The sequence below is a fragment of the Planococcus sp. ANT_H30 genome (genome assembly GCF_008369335.1).
Taxonomy (GTDB): Bacteria; Bacillota; Bacilli; order Bacillales_A; family Planococcaceae; genus Planococcus; species Planococcus kocurii.
The window spans coordinates 1162378-1182512 of record NZ_VOBJ01000001.1 but is presented as its reverse complement, the minus strand read 5'-3'; the positions used below and the strand labels follow the sequence as shown (position 1 = coordinate 1182512).

At 39.9% G+C, this 20135-nt stretch carries 16 protein-coding genes; 12 read left to right on the top strand and 4 right to left on the bottom strand.

The window, feature by feature from the left end:
- Positions 1 to 82 precede the first annotated feature (82 nt).
- Both FQ085_RS05580 and FQ085_RS05575 read left to right on the top strand, forming a co-directional pair.
- Positions 83 to 742 (top strand): potassium channel family protein, encoded by a 660-nt coding sequence (locus tag FQ085_RS05580; protein WP_058384115.1) that lies wholly within the window; start codon positions 83 to 85, stop codon positions 740 to 742.
- A 287-nt stretch (positions 743 to 1029) separates the two neighbouring features.
- The gene (locus FQ085_RS05575) at positions 1030 to 1536 is read left to right on the top strand and encodes a CueP family metal-binding protein (protein ID WP_149456114.1); all 507 of its coding nucleotides are present in this window, start codon (positions 1030 to 1032) and stop codon (positions 1534 to 1536) included.
- 489 nt (positions 1537 to 2025) lie between these two features.
- Here FQ085_RS05575 and FQ085_RS05570 read toward each other — a convergent pair whose 3' ends face one another.
- The gene (locus FQ085_RS05570; RefSeq protein WP_058386822.1) at positions 2026 to 2718 is read right to left on the bottom strand and encodes a response regulator transcription factor; all 693 of its coding nucleotides are present in this window, start codon (positions 2716 to 2718) and stop codon (positions 2026 to 2028) included.
- Positions 2711 to 5422, bottom strand: a complete 2712-nt coding sequence (locus FQ085_RS05565) for a sensor histidine kinase (protein WP_058384117.1) — start codon at positions 5420 to 5422, stop codon at positions 2711 to 2713. The genes FQ085_RS05570 and FQ085_RS05565 overlap by 8 nt, the downstream gene beginning before the upstream one ends.
- A 264-nt stretch (positions 5423 to 5686) precedes the next feature.
- Here FQ085_RS05565 and kdpF point away from each other — a divergent pair, with 264 nt between their 5' ends.
- The 7 genes from kdpF (at position 5687) to FQ085_RS05530 (ending at position 13214) form a co-directional block, all read left to right on the top strand.
- Positions 5687 to 5761 carry a K(+)-transporting ATPase subunit F gene (gene kdpF / locus FQ085_RS18425; RefSeq protein ID WP_078080859.1) on the top strand — a complete coding sequence of 25 codons (75 nt, stop codon included), beginning with the start codon at positions 5687 to 5689 and terminating at the stop codon, positions 5759 to 5761.
- 26 nt (positions 5762 to 5787) lie between these two features.
- Positions 5788 to 7482: a potassium-transporting ATPase subunit KdpA gene (gene kdpA / locus FQ085_RS05555; protein WP_149456113.1), complete on the top strand. Its 1695-nt coding sequence runs from the start codon at positions 5788 to 5790 to the stop codon at positions 7480 to 7482.
- A 15-nt stretch (positions 7483 to 7497) separates the two neighbouring features.
- The gene (kdpB, locus tag FQ085_RS05550; protein ID WP_149456112.1) at positions 7498 to 9564 is read left to right on the top strand and encodes a potassium-transporting ATPase subunit KdpB; all 2067 of its coding nucleotides are present in this window, start codon (positions 7498 to 7500) and stop codon (positions 9562 to 9564) included.
- A 12-nt stretch (positions 9565 to 9576) separates the two neighbouring features.
- Positions 9577 to 10215 carry a potassium-transporting ATPase subunit KdpC gene (gene kdpC / locus FQ085_RS05545; protein WP_058384120.1) on the top strand — a complete coding sequence of 213 codons (639 nt, stop codon included), beginning with the start codon at positions 9577 to 9579 and terminating at the stop codon, positions 10213 to 10215.
- Between the two features lie 399 nt (positions 10216 to 10614).
- Positions 10615 to 11598, top strand: coding sequence for a ring-cleaving dioxygenase (locus FQ085_RS05540; protein ID WP_149456111.1), 984 nt, complete (start codon positions 10615 to 10617; stop codon positions 11596 to 11598).
- Positions 11599 to 11663: 65 nt separating this feature from the next.
- Positions 11664 to 12206 carry an NADPH-dependent FMN reductase gene (locus tag FQ085_RS05535; protein ID WP_058386823.1) on the top strand — a complete coding sequence of 181 codons (543 nt, stop codon included), beginning with the start codon at positions 11664 to 11666 and terminating at the stop codon, positions 12204 to 12206.
- Between the two features lie 402 nt (positions 12207 to 12608).
- Complete coding sequence (locus FQ085_RS05530; RefSeq protein ID WP_149456110.1) at positions 12609 to 13214, top strand: flavin reductase family protein; 606 nt, start codon at positions 12609 to 12611, stop codon at positions 13212 to 13214.
- 76 nt (positions 13215 to 13290) lie between these two features.
- Here FQ085_RS05530 and FQ085_RS05525 read toward each other — a convergent pair whose 3' ends face one another.
- Together FQ085_RS05525 and FQ085_RS05520 are read right to left on the bottom strand one after the other, a co-directional pair.
- Complete coding sequence (locus FQ085_RS05525; protein WP_262499757.1) at positions 13291 to 15690, bottom strand: EAL domain-containing protein; 2400 nt, start codon at positions 15688 to 15690, stop codon at positions 13291 to 13293.
- A gap of 350 nt (positions 15691 to 16040) precedes the next feature.
- Positions 16041 to 16778: an IclR family transcriptional regulator gene (locus FQ085_RS05520; RefSeq protein ID WP_149456109.1), complete on the bottom strand. Its 738-nt coding sequence runs from the start codon at positions 16776 to 16778 to the stop codon at positions 16041 to 16043.
- A gap of 162 nt (positions 16779 to 16940) precedes the next feature.
- On the opposite strand from FQ085_RS05520, the gene FQ085_RS05515 reads away from it, so the two are divergent.
- The 3 genes from FQ085_RS05515 to FQ085_RS05505 all read left to right on the top strand — a co-directional run bounded on the left by FQ085_RS05515 (position 16941) and on the right by FQ085_RS05505 (position 20130).
- Positions 16941 to 17828: a dimethylarginine dimethylaminohydrolase family protein gene (locus tag FQ085_RS05515; protein ID WP_149456151.1), complete on the top strand. Its 888-nt coding sequence runs from the start codon at positions 16941 to 16943 to the stop codon at positions 17826 to 17828.
- The gene (locus tag FQ085_RS05510; protein ID WP_149456108.1) at positions 17821 to 18582 is read left to right on the top strand and encodes a dimethylarginine dimethylaminohydrolase family protein; all 762 of its coding nucleotides are present in this window, start codon (positions 17821 to 17823) and stop codon (positions 18580 to 18582) included. The genes FQ085_RS05515 and FQ085_RS05510 overlap by 8 nt, the downstream gene beginning before the upstream one ends.
- A gap of 129 nt (positions 18583 to 18711) precedes the next feature.
- Positions 18712 to 20130, top strand: a complete 1419-nt coding sequence (locus tag FQ085_RS05505) for an amino acid permease (protein WP_149456107.1) — start codon at positions 18712 to 18714, stop codon at positions 20128 to 20130.
- The last annotated feature ends 5 nt before the right edge of the window (positions 20131 to 20135 follow it).

The window sequence follows — 20135 nt, the reverse complement described above, 5'->3', positions numbered from 1 at the left end:
GCATGTATGTTAAATCTAAGGAAAAAAGTTCATTTAAATATGTTGCTATAGTAATCACATACTTAAGGAATGAGGAAATAAGTTGAAAAAAGAAGTTGTTATTATTGGACTGGGCAGATTTGGGACAAGCATGTGCCGAGAGTTAAACCGATTAGGACATGACATACTCGCTATTGATACGGATGAAGAGAAAGTCAATGAAGTCTCGGATTGTACGACTCAAGCCGTTATAGCAAATGCCACAGATGAAAATGTATTGAAATCACTAGGAGTGCGCAATTTTGAACACGCCGTTGTAGCTATTGGAGATAATCTTCAATCTAGTGTGTTATGTACGTTAATCCTCAAGGAAATGGGGATTTCAACTATCTGGGTCAAAGCCAGAGACTTGCAACATCAAAAAATTCTTGAGAAGGTGGGGGCAGACCGAGTGATTCAACCGGAATACGAGATGGGAGTTCGTATGGCACATCACCTAAACTCTGAAAAAATCATTGATTATATTAATCTTTCAGAGGAATATAGCATCATCGAATTGGTCGCTCCCCCGTCTATTTCAGGAAAAACCTTGTTTCAGCTTGATATTCGTGCCAAATTTAATTGCACGGTACTGGCGATTAAACGTTTTGAAGATGTCAACATTGCCCCGAGTCCAGAAGATGAGATTGTCAAAGGAAATATTCTGGTCTTGATGGGCCATAAAGATGATTTAAAGCAATTTGAGGAAAAAGGACTGTCATAGCTTTCCCCTGTTTGGTTTTAGAAAGAGACGGCTAAACAAAGGTAACGAACAGTAAGCTAAAACGATTTTCTTAACGTATAGTGATGAGTTGGAATTATCGTCTTGAGTAATGGCGTATGGTTGTGTCGAAGGAAACGCTAGAGAAGTCATAGCAAAAGAGGGAGCTCAGTTCAGTCATGCTGGAGTTCCTTCTTTTTTGTGTAAATAGCTAGGTTCATAAAGTCGTAAGAATTAACGCATAATGCAAGAACCAACTTTGCTATAGTAAGGAAGAGAGGAGAGATACTATGAGAGTTCCATTTTTTGTGATTATGGTGGCTTTACTAGGGTTACTAGCAGGATGTACGGAGGAACCATCGTTAACCCAAGCTGAAGTAAAGGAGTTAGTGTCTGACTTAAGTGGGAGTGACAAAGTCAGTGCAGCTTCGATAGATGATCAAGAACTAACGGTTGAAGACGAGGGAGAAACAGTTGTCTATCCGTTAGCAGGAGAAGAGTTTTTTGTTTCAATCGCACCTTATGAGACATACACACATCCTTGTGAAATTCATAGTTTGACGGGATGCCAAGGAGAGCTAGCAGAAAAAGAAATGACGGTAAAGATTATAGATGATCAAGGAGAAGTTTATGTAGACGAAGTGATGACAACGCCGGCAAACGGGTTTATCGACCTCTGGTTGCCTCGTGACCGAACATACACAATTGAAATTGAAGCAGAAGGTAAAAAGGGAGAGATTGGCTTTTCTACATTTGCAGGCGATCCTACTTGTTTAACCGATTTACTGCTGAGCTAAGTTGAAAGTTCACTAGTATAACTTCCTTTAACATTGTGCTTGGTGTCTTGAAAAAATTGGCATGAATTACACGACCATAATGAGTTGAGAAACTTATATAACATTGTCATTAGGCTGTTTGCGCCCTGGATTTCCTGGGCGCAAGCAGCCTAATTTTTGGGGGATCGGATTTGCATTCGCGTACTTTTAAAGTCTAGCATCTCGAAGATGTTTTTTAGTTTCTCACTTAATTATGGTAAACACAATAAAGTTCTGAATTGAGGGAAGTCACTTCTAAAGTAACAACTAATCCTTCCAATAAAAAATTGCATCAATCACCAAGTATTGTCGCGTACTTCTGTAGATGATCGGGATGATCGTTGGAAAAGGCAAAGGCTGGTTCATCTTTTTTGACTCCATTAAAGTAGACATCAGCCTATTCTGTAGTAGGCAAAAAGAGCTGCACTCAAGAAGTCATTTTTCATGACCTTATGGGACAGCCTTTTTAAATTAAAGCTTTAGCATTCTGTAACCAACACGTACATGGGTCTGAATGTATTTTGGATCTGAAGGGTTTTCTTCGATTTTTTTTCGTAAAGTGGCCATAAATACACGCAAACTCGGAACGTCAGATTGAGATACATGCTTCCAAACTTCTTTTAATAGAAAGTTATGCGTCAAAACTTTTCCTACATTTTTGGAAAGTACAATCAGTAATTTATATTCAATCGGAGTCAAGTGAATTTCTTGTCCACCGATAAAAACGGTATTTGCTAAGTAATCAATACATAAGTCACCATTTTTGAACACCGGTTGTTCGTTCTCATAGTTGCGTTCGATCGTATTTCTTCTAAGAGCCACACGAATACGAGCTAAAAGTTCATCAACGCTAAACGGTTTTGTTACATAATCATCTGCGCCTGCGTCAAGCGCATTTATCTTGTCATGGTCTTCTCCTCGAGCGCTTACTATAATGATTGGTGTTTGTGACCAGCTTCGGACTTTATGAATCACATCAATTCCATCCAAGTCAGGCAGCCCAAGATCTAGAATAATAAGGTTTGGTTGAATGGAGAGCACCTTTTGCAGTGCAGACTCACCATTAGTTGCAATTTCATGTTCATATCCATTCACTGTTAATGTCATTTTAATTAAATTTGCAATTGCAACATCATCTTCTACCACAAGAATTCGTTTATTCATCGTCATTAATGTCTCCTTTTTTTAGCATAAAACTAAAAATAGTACCTGTTGGATGATTGTCCAATACCGTCAATTGACTACCGTGTACGTGTAGGATTGACTGACATAATGCTAATCCAAGTCCAAGTCCTCTACCACTGTCACTTCGATGTATTTTTCCTGTAGTAAAAGGTTCAAATAGTATGGATTTCAATGTGTCGTCAATACCTTGTCCAGTGTCACTAACAGTAATTTGAATATCATCATCAATTTCCTCAGCTTTTAAACTTATTTCAGTGCCTACAGGTGTGTACTTTAATGCATTATCAATGAGATTAATTAGTACTTGGATGAGCAGCCTAGCATCCATCATCGCGATTGCTAATGCAGGCTCGACTTGGCATGAAATACGGTGTGTGGTTTTGTTGTGAACTACATGTAAAAGAGCTTCTTGCATAATATCTTGCATAATCTCAGGCTGCATTTCAATCGCGAGTTTCCCCTCATCCAATCGAGATACAGCTAGTAAATTTTCAACTAACTGCACGAGCCATTTTGAATTGCTGTAAATATCATGATACAACTGATTTTTTTGTTCATCGGTAATTTTGTTTGAGCTAGTCAATAATATATCTGCGTTGCCTGAAATACTTGTTAAAGGTGTACGCAAATCATGTGAAATCCCACGCAATAAATTAGCCCTCATTTGCTCTAGTTCTGCTTCTCGTTTTACTTCTTCGGTCGCTTTTTGCAAATACCATTTATCTAGTGCAAACGCAAAATCATTGAGAATAGCATTCAAAATATGACGTTCAAAAGCGGGTAGTGGCACTTCAATGGGTAGTAAAATACCGAGGACGCCTTTAACACTTTCACCAGAAAAAAATGGAACATAATAAGCGCTCGCTTCAGGAAACGTATCAGTTGTCATACCTGCTTGTTGGTTATTATTTGCTACCCACGTTATTACACCACGCTCGTTGGCATTATGGAATTTGGAGAGTAGCTCCTTATTTTCCTGAGCTGTTAAGACGTCAGAAGACGAAGCTACTGAATGTGTGATGAGTTCGTTTGCAATTTCACAAAAAATAACAGGTCGTTCGATGAGTTTTACAACTTGAGACATTCCTTCTGTAATAATCTCTTCCAGCGATTTTGCATAGTTTAATTTGCGACTTGTTTCTAACAATACTTCTGTTCGATAGGACTTGCGTATCGCTTCCCTAGCCTGTTTTTTTACTTTTCGTGTCAAACTGCTTGTAATAAAACCAGATATGAACATGATGGGAAACGTCATTGCGTAATCCCGATGATATGCTTCAAACGAAAATCTGGGTTCAGTAAATAAAAAATTGAAAAGTAATACGGCAATTAGCGAACTGACTATGCTGACCATCCACCCACTTGACCACAAGGCGAGTACTAACACTCCTAAAATATAAATAGTAATAATATTCGATTCACCTACGCCAAATGTAAAGAAAAGCAAACCGATTGCTGATACCGCAATAAAAATTACTATCATCTTTAATAAGTCGTTCCAGTCAAGTGAAAACTGTGGCTTTACAGGAAGAAAACCTTTTGGTTCTTGATGTTCATCTACGACAATGAACATCGCCAAGTTAGGCGCGTACTTACTAATCTGATCAGCTATTTTAAAATTTGTAGACCACCATCGATTTTTAGTTACCGACTTCCCTATTACTAAATTTGTTACACCACTCATCCGTGCATAGTTTGCGATAGTCGCAGCGACATCATCTGCTTGCATACTGACAACGCGCCCGCCAAGCTGTTCTACTAATTTGCTATGTTCTTGAATTCGTTGTGAGTCTGAAGGATAAGACCGATCATTATCATCTTTTTGTACGTATATAGCGGTGAAGTTCCCGTGAAGGGCTTGGGCAAGTCGTGCTGCTGACCGTATCACTTTAGGATTAGTAGACGAGCTACTTATACCAACTAATATGTGTTCTTCTATATGCCCGCTGGTCCCGAATGAACCCGCTTCGTGAGCCGTTCGACGATAAACGGTATCTGCTGTACGACGAAGTGCAATTTCTCGAAGTGCAACAAGATTTTTTCTTTGAAAAAAGTGATCCATTGCGTATTTGACTTGTTCAGATTTATAAATTTTCCCCTCTATTAATCGCTGTATCAGATCATCTGGTTCAATATCGACAAGCTTAATCTGAGAGGCATTGTCAATCATAAAATCTGGAATACGCTCGCGCACATTGACTCCAGTAATCTCTTCGACCAAATCGTGAAGACTTTCAATATGTTGAATGTTAACGGTGGTATAAACATCAATGCCTTGTGCTAATAATTCGTTTACATCGCCGAAGCGCTTTAAGTGACGCATGGTTGGAACATTACTATGTGCTAACTCATCTATCACTACAATTGAAGGCTTTCTTTTAAGAATTGTATCGATATCGAGTTCTTTGAAGGTCTTTTCTTTGTAGTCGATTTTAATTGGTGGTATGGATTCAAGACCGTTGAGTAAAGCTGTGGTTTCTGGTCGGATATGTGGCTCAATATAGCCAATTATTACATCTATTCCAAGCGCTTTTGCATGATGCGCAGCATCTAGCATTGCGTAGGTCTTACCAACACCTGCCGCATACCCAAGAAATATTTTTAACTTTCCTTTTTCTAAGTCCATCTGCTGTTGTTTGATTTTTGCTAAGATTTTTTCTGGATTCGGCCGGTTGTCTTCCATCAGTCTTCACCTCTTCTTGATTATACCGCCAACTATCATTAAGACAGTATTAAGATTGGCATCTTAATACTGTCTTAATACAATTTGTCTTTCTCTAACGCTACGTTAATTTAACAAGCAGTATGATGAAAATAATTACTAAGTAGAAAGGGTGATAGATGTGATGGATGTTTATATGGTCGCTTTACTCGGCATTTGCTTTACTAGTCTCTACGGTTTTACTAATTGGTGTTATCAGAAAGAAAATAAGTAGGAGGAGATTTTATGTGGGTTGTTATCCTCATTATCGTTGGATTGTTTGTCTATTTAGGTCATGCATTACTCTACCCAGAAAAATAGTAATAAGCCAATAGGAGGTTAAGAAAATGTGGCAAATCGCTTTCGTATTACTTATCTATCTACCTATGGTCGTGTTAATAGGCCATTATTTATATCATGTAACAATGCGCGAAAAAACATGGTTAGATCCGGTTATGGATCGTATCGATGGAGTTATTTACAAAATTTCTGGTGTTAAGCAAAATGATATGACTGGTAAACAATATGTGCTGGCACTCATTCTTTCGAATGCGCTCATGGTATTTATCGGTTATATTGTACTGCGTATTCAGTCAGTCTTATTTTTAAATCCAAATGAAATTACTAATATGGAAGCAACGTTATCATTTAATACGATTATCTCCTTCATTACCAATACAAACCTACAACATTATAGCGGTGAATCAGGACTAAGTTATTTGTCTCAAATGCTTGTTATTACATTTCTGATGTTCACTTCTGCAGCAACGGGTTACGCGGCGTGCATGGCATTCTGTCGACGCTTAGTAGCAAAAAAAGATACACTCGGCAATTTTTTTGTCGATATGGTACGTGTAATCACTCGAGTGTTACTGCCGATTTCATTTATTGTTTCAATGATTTTAGTGTTCCAGGGTACACCGCAAACTTTTAAAGCAAACGAAACTGTTCAAACTATTGAAGGAAAGATGCAAGATCTTGCCCTTGGGCCTGTGGCATCTTTAGAATCTATCAAACACGTTGGTACAAACGGCGGCGGTTTTTACGGTGCCAATTCAACGACGCCATTTGAAAACCCGACTGTGTTAACAAATATTATTGAAATATTATCTATGATGATACTGCCAGGGGCGTGCGTTATTGCGTTTGGCTTAATGGTTGCAGCTCGACGTAAGAGAGCCTTAATTGGAAAGCAAGGAATGGTTATTTTTGCTGCGATGGGAATTTTATTTCTGGCTGGCTTAACTGCTTGTTATATGGCAGAGCGTGAAGGAAATCCAATCATTAGTTCACTCGGTATTACTCAGGAACTGGGTAGTATGGAGGGGAAGGAAATGCGTTTTGGTATTGCACAATCGGCTTTATTTACTACTGTAACAACGGCTTTTACAACGGGTACTGTAAATAATATGCATGATACGTTAACGCCAATTGGAGGTATGGTTGCATTATTTAATATGATGCTTAACGTTGTGTTTGGAGGTAAAGGTGTTGGGTTGATGAATATGATGATGTATGGCTTGCTGACAATTTTTATTGCTTGTCTGATGATTGGACGCACGCCGCAGTTTTTAGGTAAGAAAATTGAGGAGAAAGAAATGAAGTTAATCGCGCTGTGTATTTTAATTCATCCGGCAATTATCTTAAGTTTCTCAGCAATTGCAATTTCGACTACGGCAGGTATCGCAGGTATTACAAATCCAGGTGCACACGGGTTGTCACAAATTCTTTATGAGTACGCCTCTTCTTCAGCAAATAATGGTTCTGGCTTTGAAGGATTAGCGGATAATTCAACGTTTTGGAATGTGACAACGGGCTTAGCGATGTTTTTTGGTCGTTATCTTTCAATTATTATTCAACTGGCTATTGCTTCTATGCTTGCGACTAAGTTACTACACAGTGAAACGGCTGGAACATTAAAAACAGATAACGTAATGTTTGCATTCATGCTGATTTCAATTGTACTAATGATTGGTGCTTTGACATTTTTACCGGCTTTGGCACTCGGTCCAATTACAGAACACTTGCAAATACGTTCTTGACGAGGAGAGACAACGATGGAGACTGTATCTAAAAAAAGTTTTATCACAAGTGAAATTATGAAAAGTTCCATTACAGCAGCTTTTAAAAAGTTAAATCCCGTTTATATGGTGAAAAATCCGGTAATGTTCGTAGTCGAAATCGGTTTTATTTTTGTTCTTGTATTAACTATTTTTCCCGCTTTATTAGAGGATAGTAGCGTTCAGTATGCACGTCTTTATAACGCGCTCGTTGCGGCTATTTTGTTTATCACAATTCTCTTCGCAAATTTTGCTGAAGCAATTGCGGAAGGTCGAGGTAAGGCTCAAGTACAGACACTTAAGAAGACAAAAACAAGTACAGATGCACGTGTCGTGATGGCTGATGGTACGCATCTTATGAAACAAGCTGAAGATCTTAAAAAGGGAGATGTTGTCTTAGTAAAGACTGGTGAAATCATTCCTAACGATGGTGAGGTGGTGGATGGAATTGCCACTGTTGATGAATCTGCAATCACTGGTGAATCTGCTCCGGTAGTGAAGGAGCGTGGTGGAGACTTTTCATCAGTTACCGGTGGTACGACTATAACAAGTGACTGGTTGAAAGTTGAAATCACTTCGTTACCAGGAGAATCGTTTCTAGACAAGATGATTGCGTTAATCGAGGGAGCAAAGCGTAAAAAAACGCCAAATGAAATTGCATTAAATACATTATTAGTCAGTTTAACTATTATCTTTTTACTAGTTGTGGTCACACTTTACCCTATGACCATCTATTTAGATGTTGATATCCCCATTTCAACACTTATTGCGTTAGTCGTTTGTTTAATACCAACAACAATCGGTGGGCTATTATCGGCAATTGGAATTGCAGGTATGGATCGCGTGACGCAATTTAATGTAATTGCAATGTCAGGAAAAGCTGTGGAAGCCTGTGGAGATGTAGATACTTTGATTTTAGATAAGACGGGGACAATTACTTATGGAAATCGTCAAGCTTCAGAGTTTTTGCCAGTACAGGGTATTGATCGGAAAAAACTTCTACGTGCTGCATGGCTAAGTTCACTAAAAGATGATACACCGGAAGGTAAATCCATTTTAACTCTTGCAACTACATTAGGTATTGAAAAAAATGATGAAAAAAAACTTGTCGAAACGAGCACTCACGTAGCATTTACAGCCCAGACGCGTATAAGTGGGGTGGATTTAGAGAATGGTCAAAAAATTCGAAAAGGCGCTTACGATTCAATGAAAAAAATGAGTGATGCTGCCAATCAAGTGATACCGAAAGACTTGGAGGGCATCGTTCAACAAGTATCATCTCTTGGTGGAACCCCGTTAGTAGTTGCCATAGATGAAAAAATACTGGGCGTCATTTATTTAAAAGATGTTGTGAAATCTGGTTTAAAAGAACGCTTTGAACTACTACGCGCGATGGGTATTAAAACCATTATGTGCACCGGGGATAATCCATTGACAGCAGCCACAATTGCAAAAGAAGCAGGTGTTGATAGTTTTGTTGCAGAAAGCAAACCTGAAGACAAAATCAATTTGATTAAAGAAGAGCAAGCGCTTGGGAAGGTTGTCGCTATGACTGGTGACGGTACAAATGATGCACCTGCACTTGCGCAAGCCAATGTTGGATTAGCGATGAATTCTGGAACAAATGCGGCCAAAGAAGCGGCAAATATGGTTGATTTAGACTCGAATCCAACCAAAATTATTGAAGTTGTAGAAATCGGAAAGCAATTGCTAATGACTAGAGGTGCATTGACAACTTTTAGTATTGCCAATGACGTTGCAAAATACTTTGCAATCCTACCAGCGATGCTAATGGTAGCGATTCCAGAGATGGACGTCTTAAATATTATGCATTTAAATTCACCAACAAGTGCGATTATCTCCGCATTGTTATTTAACGCAATCATCATTCCATTGCTCATCCCTATTGCGTTAAAAGGTGTCTCTTACAAACCCATGAGTACAGAGAAATTATTAACTAGGAACTTGCTACGTTACGGTCTAGGTGGGGTTATTGCGCCTTTTGTGGGCATTAAATTGCTTGATATACTGACAAGTCCTATTTTAACTATGATGAATTTATAGGAGGTAGATGAAATGAGAGGACTTTTTGAATATACAAAACAAGCCATGTTTATAACGTGTTCGTTGTTCATCTTATGCGGGCTAGTTTATCCATTTGCAGTCACTGGTGTTGCGCAAGTGTTTTTCAAACAACAAGCAAACGGTAATTTAATCCAGGTTGACGATAAAGTAGTGGGATCTAAAAATGTGGGACAAGCGTTCACAAATCCAGCTTATTTTTCAGGTCGGATATCTGCAATTAATTACAATGTTTATACAAAAGAAGATACCTTACCGGATGTAAATGGCGACATAGCTTTTGGAGGTGTTAGCTCGGGGACATATAATTATGGACCTTCTAATCCAGAACTGGAGAAACGAATTGAAACAGACATAGTCGCATTTTTGAATGCTAATCCAGATGTAAAACGCGAGCAAATTCCAGCAGATTTGATGACTGCCTCTGGGTCGGGTCTTGATCCTCATATTAGTATTGAAGCTGCACAGATTCAAGTGAGCCGAGTAGCACAAGCAAGTGGATTATCTATAAAGGAAATAAATACGATTGTGCTGGACAATACTGAAAATAAAGTATTGGGATTATTGGGTGAAGATAAGATGAATGTTTTAGGGTCAAATATAGCTATTTTTCAAAAAATAAATGAAAAATAATCTTTTTGCTAGCAGTTCATAAAAATCAATACAAAGTATAAGTTGTTAAAGAGCATCTAATGTAACTTAAAAAGATGCTCTTTTTCTTTTATGTATAGTTTTGATTGTTCTCAACTACCAACCTAAATCAGTTTTTTATATCACAGCAGAACCAATTAAACATCAAACTAGAAAAACCAACTCAACTAGTTGACACCCCAAAAACTACATGGTATTATTATCTCGAATTAAAGATAAATTGTTTCGAGATAGTTTGTGTTGATAGAATCTTGGATTTATTAATTGTGAAATTTAATAAGCTTCCGTTGAGCCACTGAAAATTATAGGACGATTAAATTTTTTTAACTATATATCTCGAATTCGAGATATTGATTGCTTTCAAAAAGAGGAGAGAATTTGATGAACGAATTAAAAGGAATTCACCACGTAACAGCCATCACTAGCAGCGCGGAAAAAAACTATGAATTTTTTACGTATGTATTGGGCATGCGTCTTGTCAAGAAAACGGTGAACCAAGACGATATCCAAACGTATCATCTATTCTTTGCAGATGATAAAGGGTCAGCGGGAACAGATATGACGTTCTTTGACTTCCCGAACATTCAAAAAGGCGTGCACGGAACAAACGAAATTTACAAAACAGCTTTCCGCGTGCCAACGGATAGCGCACTCGATTACTGGATCAAACGTTTTGACAAATACCAAGTGGCACATAAAGGTATCGAAGAAGTATTCGGCAAAAAAACGATTTCGTTTGTTGATTTTGACGATCAGCAGTACATGCTGATTTCAGACGAAAACAATAGAGGCGTAGCGTCCGGTACACCGTGGCAAAATGGTCCTGTTCCACTGGAGTTTGCGATTACAGGACTTGGCCCCGTGCATATTCGAATCGCAGATTTTGATAGCTTGAAAAAAGTATTAGAACATGCAATGTTGATGCGCGAAATTGCAAAAGAAGATGCTTTCCATTTGTTTGAAATAGGAGAAGGTGGAAACGGAGCACAAGTAATTGTCGAGCACAACACATCGTTGCCATCTGGACGCCAAGGCTTTGGTACAGTTCACCACGCGGCTTTCCGTGTAGCAGATACTGACGTATTGCAAGAGTGGATCGACCGGATGCAAAGTCTTGGGTTCCATACATCCGGTTACGTCGATCGTTTCTTCTTCGAATCATTGTATGCACGAGTGGGACAAGGCATTTTGTTTGAATGGGCAACGGATGGACCGGGCTTCATGGGGGATGAACCTTATGAAACAGTCGGAGAAAAATTATCTTTGCCACCATTTTTAGAACCAAAACGTGAGGAAATTGAACAATTAGTTCGTCCAATCAATACGATACGCAGCACACAGACGATTGAAAAAGAGGTTTTGTAACAATGGGAAAAAGAACAAGCATAATGAGTAAATTGTTCGGAACCAAACAAGAGGAGGAAATAATAATGACAACAGTAAATATCGGCATCATCTTAGGATCAACACGCGAAGGGCGCTTAAGCCCACAAGTAGGCAACTGGGTAAAAGAATTAGCAGACAAACGCGGTGACGCGAACTATACAATTATTGATATTGCTGAATACAAATTGCCGCTTCTTGGCGAAAACGGTGGCGACGCATCCGGAGCAGCTGGCTGGTCTGAAGCGATTGCTAAACAAGACGGCTTTGTCTTTATTACACAAGAATACAACCATTCCATTACAGGGTCACTAAAAAATGCACTCGATTATTTACGCGTGGAATGGAACAATAAAGCAGCGGGTATCGTATCGTACGGATCTGTCGGCGGAGCGCGTGCTGCAGAACATTTACGGGGCATTTTGGGTGAATTATCTGTAGCGGACGTTCGCGTTCATCCAGCATTGTCATTGTTCACAGACTTTGAAAATGGCGCAGAGCTAAAAGCTGCACCGGTTCAAGCAGATTCCGTCAATCAAATGCTCGACCAAGTAATTCCGTGGTCAACAGCATTGAAAACAATCCGTTAATCTTCTCTAAACCGACAGAATGTGCGTAACTATCCGCGCATTCTGTTTTTTAGTTACAATGGGTTATAGATGACGTAAATTGAGTAAATAAGTTGAATGAAAGAAGAACTCGCTGCAAACGGACGTTTTGCAACGAAGCTAGCGCAATTTTTTCTTAGCCTGTTCAATTAACAAATCATCAGGCTATGGAGCAAACCAGCGTAGACTCCCGCGAGATAGCGAAGTGTCGAAATCCACTCAGGCGTAAAGTCCGAGTTAGTTTGGTGCAAGCTCGCAGGAAAGCGTAGTTGGTTTGTGGAATAACCATTGCAGAACATTTCTTACGGAAGCTATGGCCAAAGCGATATGTAAAAAATAGCTCATTTATATAGATCAATCTCATTAGTAAAGGAGTGGATAAGCATGATATCAATTGATCCGGAACAAAACGAGGAACGCGACAATTACAAACTATTAGTGGGCTCAATTATTCCACGACCCATCGCGTTTGTCACAACGCAATCCGCGTCAGGAGTCGTTAACGGTGCACCGTTCAGCTATTTCAATGCTGTGTCTTCCAATCCGCCGATGGTGTCACTTGCGATTCAACGACCAGCAAGTGGCATGAAAGACACTGCTCGTAATATTTATGGGAACGGTGAGTTTGTCGTGCATATTGTAGACCGTGACAATGTAACAAAAATCAACGAAACAGCCGCTTCTTTGCCTCCATCAGAAAGCGAAGTTGAAATAGTAGGGCTGACGCAAGTGCCGAGTTCAATCGTATCGGTTCCAGGCATCGTCGAGTCGAAAATTCGTATGGAATGCCGCTTAGTAGAGTCAGTTGCGTTAGGTGGAGACGGTGCAGGCAGTGATTTGTTCATTGGGGAAATTGTGCAGTTCCACATTGACGAAGCTATTTACGAAAAAGGGCGCATCGATCCGAAAGGACTAGATGCTGTAAGCCGGTTAGCAGGAACAAATTATGCAGCGATCGGCGAAATTTTTTCAATGGAACGTCCAAAATAAAGAATTTAAAAACAAGACAAGCCGCTGTCAGATAGCGGCTTGTCTTGTTTTTAGTTGATGAATTCTTAGGAACAGACTAAATCATTTTGACTGAAGGGAATCCGGTGACCATCAACTGAGTAAAACGATCAGCAGGTAGCGGTCTGCTGAAGAGGTAGCCTTGGATTTCGTCACAGCCCAATTCTTTTAGTAGCGCCAATTGCTCTTCAGTTTCCACACCCTCTGCAATTACTGACATATCGAAGCTATGAGCGATAAAAATCATCGCTTCGACGAGTGCTTTATCGTATGGATTTGTGGTCATGTCTTGGACAAAAGGTTGAGCGATTTTCAAGTTGTTGAGTGGGAAACGTTTCAAATAGTTTAGCGACGAGTAGCCAGTTCCAAAATCATCAATCGCCATCTGAATGCCCATTTTTCTCAATGCGTGCATTCGAGAAATGGCTTTTTCCGCATCATCAAGCGCCACACTTTCCGTAATTTCTAGTTCTAACAAAGCTGCTGGAAAGTGGGTAGTTGCTAATATCAGACTGATCGTCTCCATCAAATCGTCTTGCAAAAACTGAAGGGGTGATAAGTTTACAGCGAGCTTCAGGTGAGGATATCCAGAATCATGCCATTCTTTTACTTGCTTGCAAGCTGTATCAAGCACCCATTCACCAATAGGAAGAATTAAGCGAGTTTCTTCAGCCAAAGGAATAAATTCTGCGGGAGAAACGATGGTACCCTCTGCTTTTTGCCAGCGAATCAACGCTTCCATTCCGATAACATCACCACTCGAAGCACAGACTTGTGGTTGATAATGAAGAAAGAATTCCTCATTGGAAAAAGCGCGACGCAGATCATTTTCTAATACTAATTTACTGGAAGTAACGAAAGTCATATCAGTTGAGAAAAATTGATAATTATTTTTGCCTTTTGCTTTTGCACTATACATGGCACTATCCGCATGTTTTAGCAATTCGCTTGGTGTTTCTCCATCTTCTGGATACATGGCAATGCCAATACTCATCGAGATAGGCAATTCTTGCCCATTGATGTTCATAGGCTTTGCAAAATCAGACTGTAACCTACGAATGATTGGGATAACGTCTGTTTTAAGATGGATATCAGCAAGGAAAAGTGTGAATTCGTCACCGCCCTGTCGAGAAATGGTATCAATCGGACGCAAATTCGCCAATATTTTTTGCGAAAATGCTTGAAGCAATAAGTCTCCAAATTCGTGGCCGAATGTATCATTAATATTTTTGAAACGATCCAAATCTATGAATACGACAGCGAGCTTTTGACCATTTTGTTTGGCAACTGCTATGGAATTCTCCACTTTTTCAACGAATAGCCTTCTGTTTGGAAGGTTGGTTAACACGTCGTGATAAGCCATGTGCTCCATTTGTTTGACCGCTTTTTCTAGCTGTTCGTTCTTAGAAGTGACTTCTACTGTTCGTTGTTCAATTTTATGCTCAAGGATAGAGGTTAGCTGGTCATAGTTGAATAGCAGTCTCCGATTATCACGTAGCGTAAAAACTTGTCTCGTAATAATGAGAACAGCCGCCACAAAAGCACCAGCGATCAAGCCCATCATGTTTTCTTTTTGTTCAACAAGCATAATGGTGAACAGTAGAAGGAGACTCAGGTACGGTAACAGCATACGAATTGAAATTCGTTCATGTGCCCTTGTTGAAGTTGCTTGTAAACCATTTTTGGGTAAAGGATCAAGAGCATTCAAGCCAGCAAGTGCCACTAGTAACAGACTAAGAGACCATAACGGAGCATATAAAATGCCCGATCTATAAGTATCAGTAACTGTTGAATACAGATAAGCAGTATCGGCAAAAACCATGAAAATAAGACCAGTGATGATTAGAGCTAATACACGTGTCGGTAACAAATAGGAAAAGCTGATATAAAAGCTGATAGCACCAAACAGCATCAACAAATCTCCAATTGGATAACCTATGAATACCACAAGCAGCATAGGGGAAGATGCTTCCGTCAGTAAATACTGAATCAAAAAATGCCAGCTGAGAGCAGTAGAGACGGTAATAATAATCATAATATCAAACATGAATTTAATTTCATAAGAAATTTCTTTCTTTTGCTTAAACTGATAAACAACAGCAGCTAAATAGAAAAAGATTTGGAAAAAGTAAAAGACATCTGGCCATCCTGGATAACTGGGTTCTTTATGTAAAACGTTGAAGCTATAAACCGAAATGCCTTCAGCGATTGCGTAGCTGAAAGCTCCTAAAGAAAGCAGTAACCAAAACAGACGATTTTTGCCAACTAATTGACGGGAGACGATAAACAACGTGACACAAGCAACGATAGGCGCAAGCCATGAAATCAGGTTTTCGACCAATACAAAAGTACGTTCGTTGCTATCACTAAACAAAATCCAAGCGTAGTAAATAGAAATATGAAGAAAGATATAACTAGCAAATTTACTTTTAATGTTGGAACGTTCGATATGCTTCACCTCTTTTTAGAGAGCAGAATTATCTGCTAGAGTATCAAGGTCGGAAATTCACTCGTATTTTCTTAAGTATAAAGAATTTCTGAAAGAAAGGAATAGATATATCCCATAAAATAACATTTACTTAATAAATATTATTCTTTATGTAATATGATTTTAAAAGTCCAATAGCCTACCAAATTATTCATTTAACGTAATGTGTTAAAACTCACGACAAAAAGACTGACTCCCTCCTGTCGTCAGTTTTTTCGGTGTGTTCTTTTCAGTGAACTGATTAAAGGAGAGGAAATCAACAATAATCCAACTTAAAAAGACTTATTCCTACTATTGGGAATAAGTCTTTTTCATTTTAGCTAATAGTTATAGCCCAATTTAGCCGAAATACGCTGACTTGTTTCTTTCACTTGCTGTGCTAGAAACGCAAGTCGCTCGTCTGTCAAGTTATAGCTGACAACACCGATGCTAAGAGCACCTTGCACTTTTCCAAAACGATTAAGGATAGAAGCGCCAACAGAAGAAGTGCCTTCTGTTCGTTCGCTATGACTGATGGCGTAGCCTTGATCTTTGATTTGCTGCAGGAGGTCATAAAAAGCGGGTTGTTTTTCTTTGGCGATAAATGGCGTAATGGCTTTTTTTATTTCTGCATTTGGCATATGCGAAAGCATCGATTTATTGGCAGCTCCGATGTGAAGTGGAATACGGGAACCGAGTTTGTCATAGACACGGATTGCGTGATTTTCGTTGTCAATTCGCTCAGTAATCAATGCTTCACTTCCCATCGGCTGGCTTAGGTAGACGCTTTCTCCAGTTTCTGTCATTAGACGAACGAGTTCTGGCCGGATGGTACTAATATAATCCATCGTGTCGTACATATGCAGTCCGTACTCTAGCCAAATATTGCCTAAATCATAACGTTTTGTTTTATCGTCTTGCTGAATCATGCCGTGAGCTGCCATGGCTTTTAGTAAACGATGCATAGAACTCACCGGAAGGTCACATTCAGTTGAGAGTTCTGTAATGGTTAGCCCACCTTCAGTTGAACGTGAAACTAATAATTTCACGACACCCATTGCGCGATCAATTGATTGCATAATTCTTTCACCTGTCCTCTGTCTAATATAATTGTTTTAACATTTAAAATATATTGACATTATAACACGTGTATCTTATATTGTTAAAAATATCTTTTCAACTAGCGGAAATAGTTTCCACTATGCGGAAAAAAGGAGTTGAGAGTTTTGAGTGTTTCATCCATGTATCACTTTTTAGAACGAGTTATCGTCAAGCATCCGAATGATGCTTTTATCAACCAGCATCATATTAAAAACGAGTGGCAAAAGCTTAATTATTTATCAGAACCTGATTTTGAAGAAGCAACAAGTGAATACGCTGAATTTATTTCACTGTTATCGCGACATGTTCCGACAATCGATTACTTACCACCGTCAGAGCAGGTTAGTATGGATTCCATCTATGCGCACGACCCGGTCAAATTTACACCTGAAGGGGCTCTTATTCTAAAGTCTGGAAAAGCGCTTCGTCAGCCAGAAGCAGCTATTTACAGAAAATTTCTTGAAGAAAAAGAAATTCCTATTATTGGTGAATTGACCGGGCAAGCGACGTCCGACGGCGGTGACATTGTTTGGCTTGATGACCGTGTGTTAGCTGTAGGAAACGGTTACCGAACCAATGCAGAAGCTATTCGACAAATCAAAGAAATGACGGCACATCTAGTCGATGAGTTTATCGAGGTGCAGTTGCCTCATGCAGACGGGGAAGAAGAGTGCCTGCACTTAATGTCATTTATCAGCATGGTCGACAAAGATCTCGCTGTTGTCCACTCGCCCTTGATGCCCGTCGCTTTTCGAAAGCTCTTGCTGTCACGCGGTATCCAACTAATCGAAGTACCAAAAGCGGAATACGATCTTCTCGGTTGTAACGTACTGGCAGTTGCACCTCGAGTGTGCATCATGGTAGCAGGCAATCCATCAACAAAACAGCAGTTAGAAGAGGCTGGAGCTGTAGTTTACGAATACAAAGGCGAAGAAATTAGCGTTAAAGGAACTGGCGGACCGACTTGCCTAACAAGCCCGGCCGTGCGTACACCAACTTTAGTGAAAAGGGGACTAACACATGTTTAAAAATGTCATCGTCAAATCACCAGGAAAAAGCTACTTGAATGGATTAACGACATCGGATTTAGGTACACCCAACTACGAACTTTTGCTGGAACAGCATGCTGCTTATATTGAAGCTTTAAAGACGTGCGGAGTTGAAATTACACATTTGTCAGAAAGCGAAGAATATCCCGATTCAACTTTTGTCGAAGACGCAGCCGTGTTAACACCAGAATTTGCGATGATCACAAACCCTGGGGCAAAGAGCCGAAACGGCGAAAAAGAAGAAATTGAAGCCGTACTAAAAAATTTCTACACGAATTTCCATTACATTACGGCACCAGGCACATTAGACGGTGGAGATGTTTTACAAGTAGACAAACATTTCTATGTAGGGATTTCTGAACGTACAGACCGTAAAGGCGCAGAACAATTCAAAACGATCGTGGAGTCAGAAGGCTACACGGCAACAATTGTTGAACTGCAGGAATTTTTCCACTTGAAAACGGGCATCGCTTATCTTGGTAATAATACGGTGGTAGCAGCTGGAGAATTTTTGGACCATCCTGACTTTGTGGATTACGAGAAAGTAGAAATTCCCGCGACAGATGAATATTCGGCAAACTGTATCAAAGTAAACGACTATGTCATTATTCCAAAAGGCTTTGAGGAGACAAAACGCAAGTTTGCAGAACGCGGGCTCGAAACCATCGAGCTCGAAATGTCAGAGTTTCAAAAACACGATGGCGGACTTAGCTGTTTGTCATTGCGGTTTTAAAAAAGCTGACGGATGAACAATTCGACTAAGTGGCTCTCGTGTTGATATAAAGTGTCCGTGTAGAGGGACTTTATCGTTTATCAACTACAGCTAAAATATAGAAAATAACAATAGGAAAGGGGAAATTTTATGGTCAAAACACCGGAAGTGCCAGCTGCAAACCAGTTGAATCGTTCCATGAAAAGCCGCCATTTGTTCATGCTTTCACTTGGAGGCGTTATCGGAACAGGATTGTTTTTGAATGTAGGGTATACAATCAACCAGTCCGGTGCAGGAGGCGCGTTAATCGGCTACCTAATCGGCGGCTTGATCCTGTATATGGTGATGGTGTGTCTCGGAGAGCTAGCGGTTCATATGCCAGTTACCGGTTCGTTTCAAACGTATGCCTCGAAGTACATTAGTCCATCTGCAGGATTTTCACTCGGGTGGATGTATTTTGTGGGATCTGCTGCGACAGCGGGTGTTGAATTTACCGCAGCCGGCATTCTGATGAAATATTGGTTCCCAGAAACGCCGATATGGATTTGGTGTGCATTCTTTGTAGTGCTGCTATTTGCATTGAACGCGTTGACGACAAGAGGCTTTGCAGAAGCAGAGTTCTGGTTTGCTGGCATTAAAGTAGTCGCGCTTCTGTTGTTTATCGGAATTGGAGCTGCTGCGATTTTCGGTCTGATTCCACTAGCAGATCGTCCGGCGCCGTTTATGGATAACCTGGCACCTACAGGGCTGTTCCCAGCAGGTATTGCCATTATTTTTATCACGATGATGAATGTTATTTTCTCTTATCAAGGATCAGAGCTCGTTGGAATTGCAGCGGGTGAAACAGAAGATCCTGAAAAGAATATTCCGAGAGCGATACGCAATATCTTAGTCCGAATTATCGTTTTTTATATCGCGTCTATTATTATCCTATCCGCGATTTTCCCAGCGTCTGAACTCGGTCTTATGACGAGTCCGTTTGTGACATTGATGGAAATGGCAGGAATTCCATACGCGGGAAGCATCATGAATTTTGTGATTTTGACAGCGATCTTGTCTGTAGGGAACTCGTGCCTTTATGCATCGACCCGTCTTTTGTGGGCGATGGCAAATGAAGGCATGGCGCCGCGTATTTTCAGCACGCTGACAAAACGAAAAGTACCGCTTGCAGCATTAATTTTTACGATGATGTTTTCACTGCTGTCGCTTTTAACAAGTGTTATGGAAGCAGACACAGTCTTTATTTTGTTGATGTCGATTGCCGGTATTTCTGTAACGATTTCTTGGATGGGAATTGCCACTTCTCAGTTAATGTTCCGCCGTCACTACGTGAAGTCGGGTGGAGATATTGCCGATTTAAAATTTAAAGTACCTTTTTATCCGTTTGTCCCGATTTTCTGTATTGCTTTTTGTTTGCTGATTCTTGGATTTCTTGCTTTTGATCCAACGCAGCGTATCGGGTTGTTATACGGCATCGGATTTTTCGTAGCCTGTATGGTGTTCTACAAAGTGAAACTAGAAAAGAAAAAATCTGTTCTAGCTCCGGTGGAAGTAGAGACTGTCAAATAAGGAGG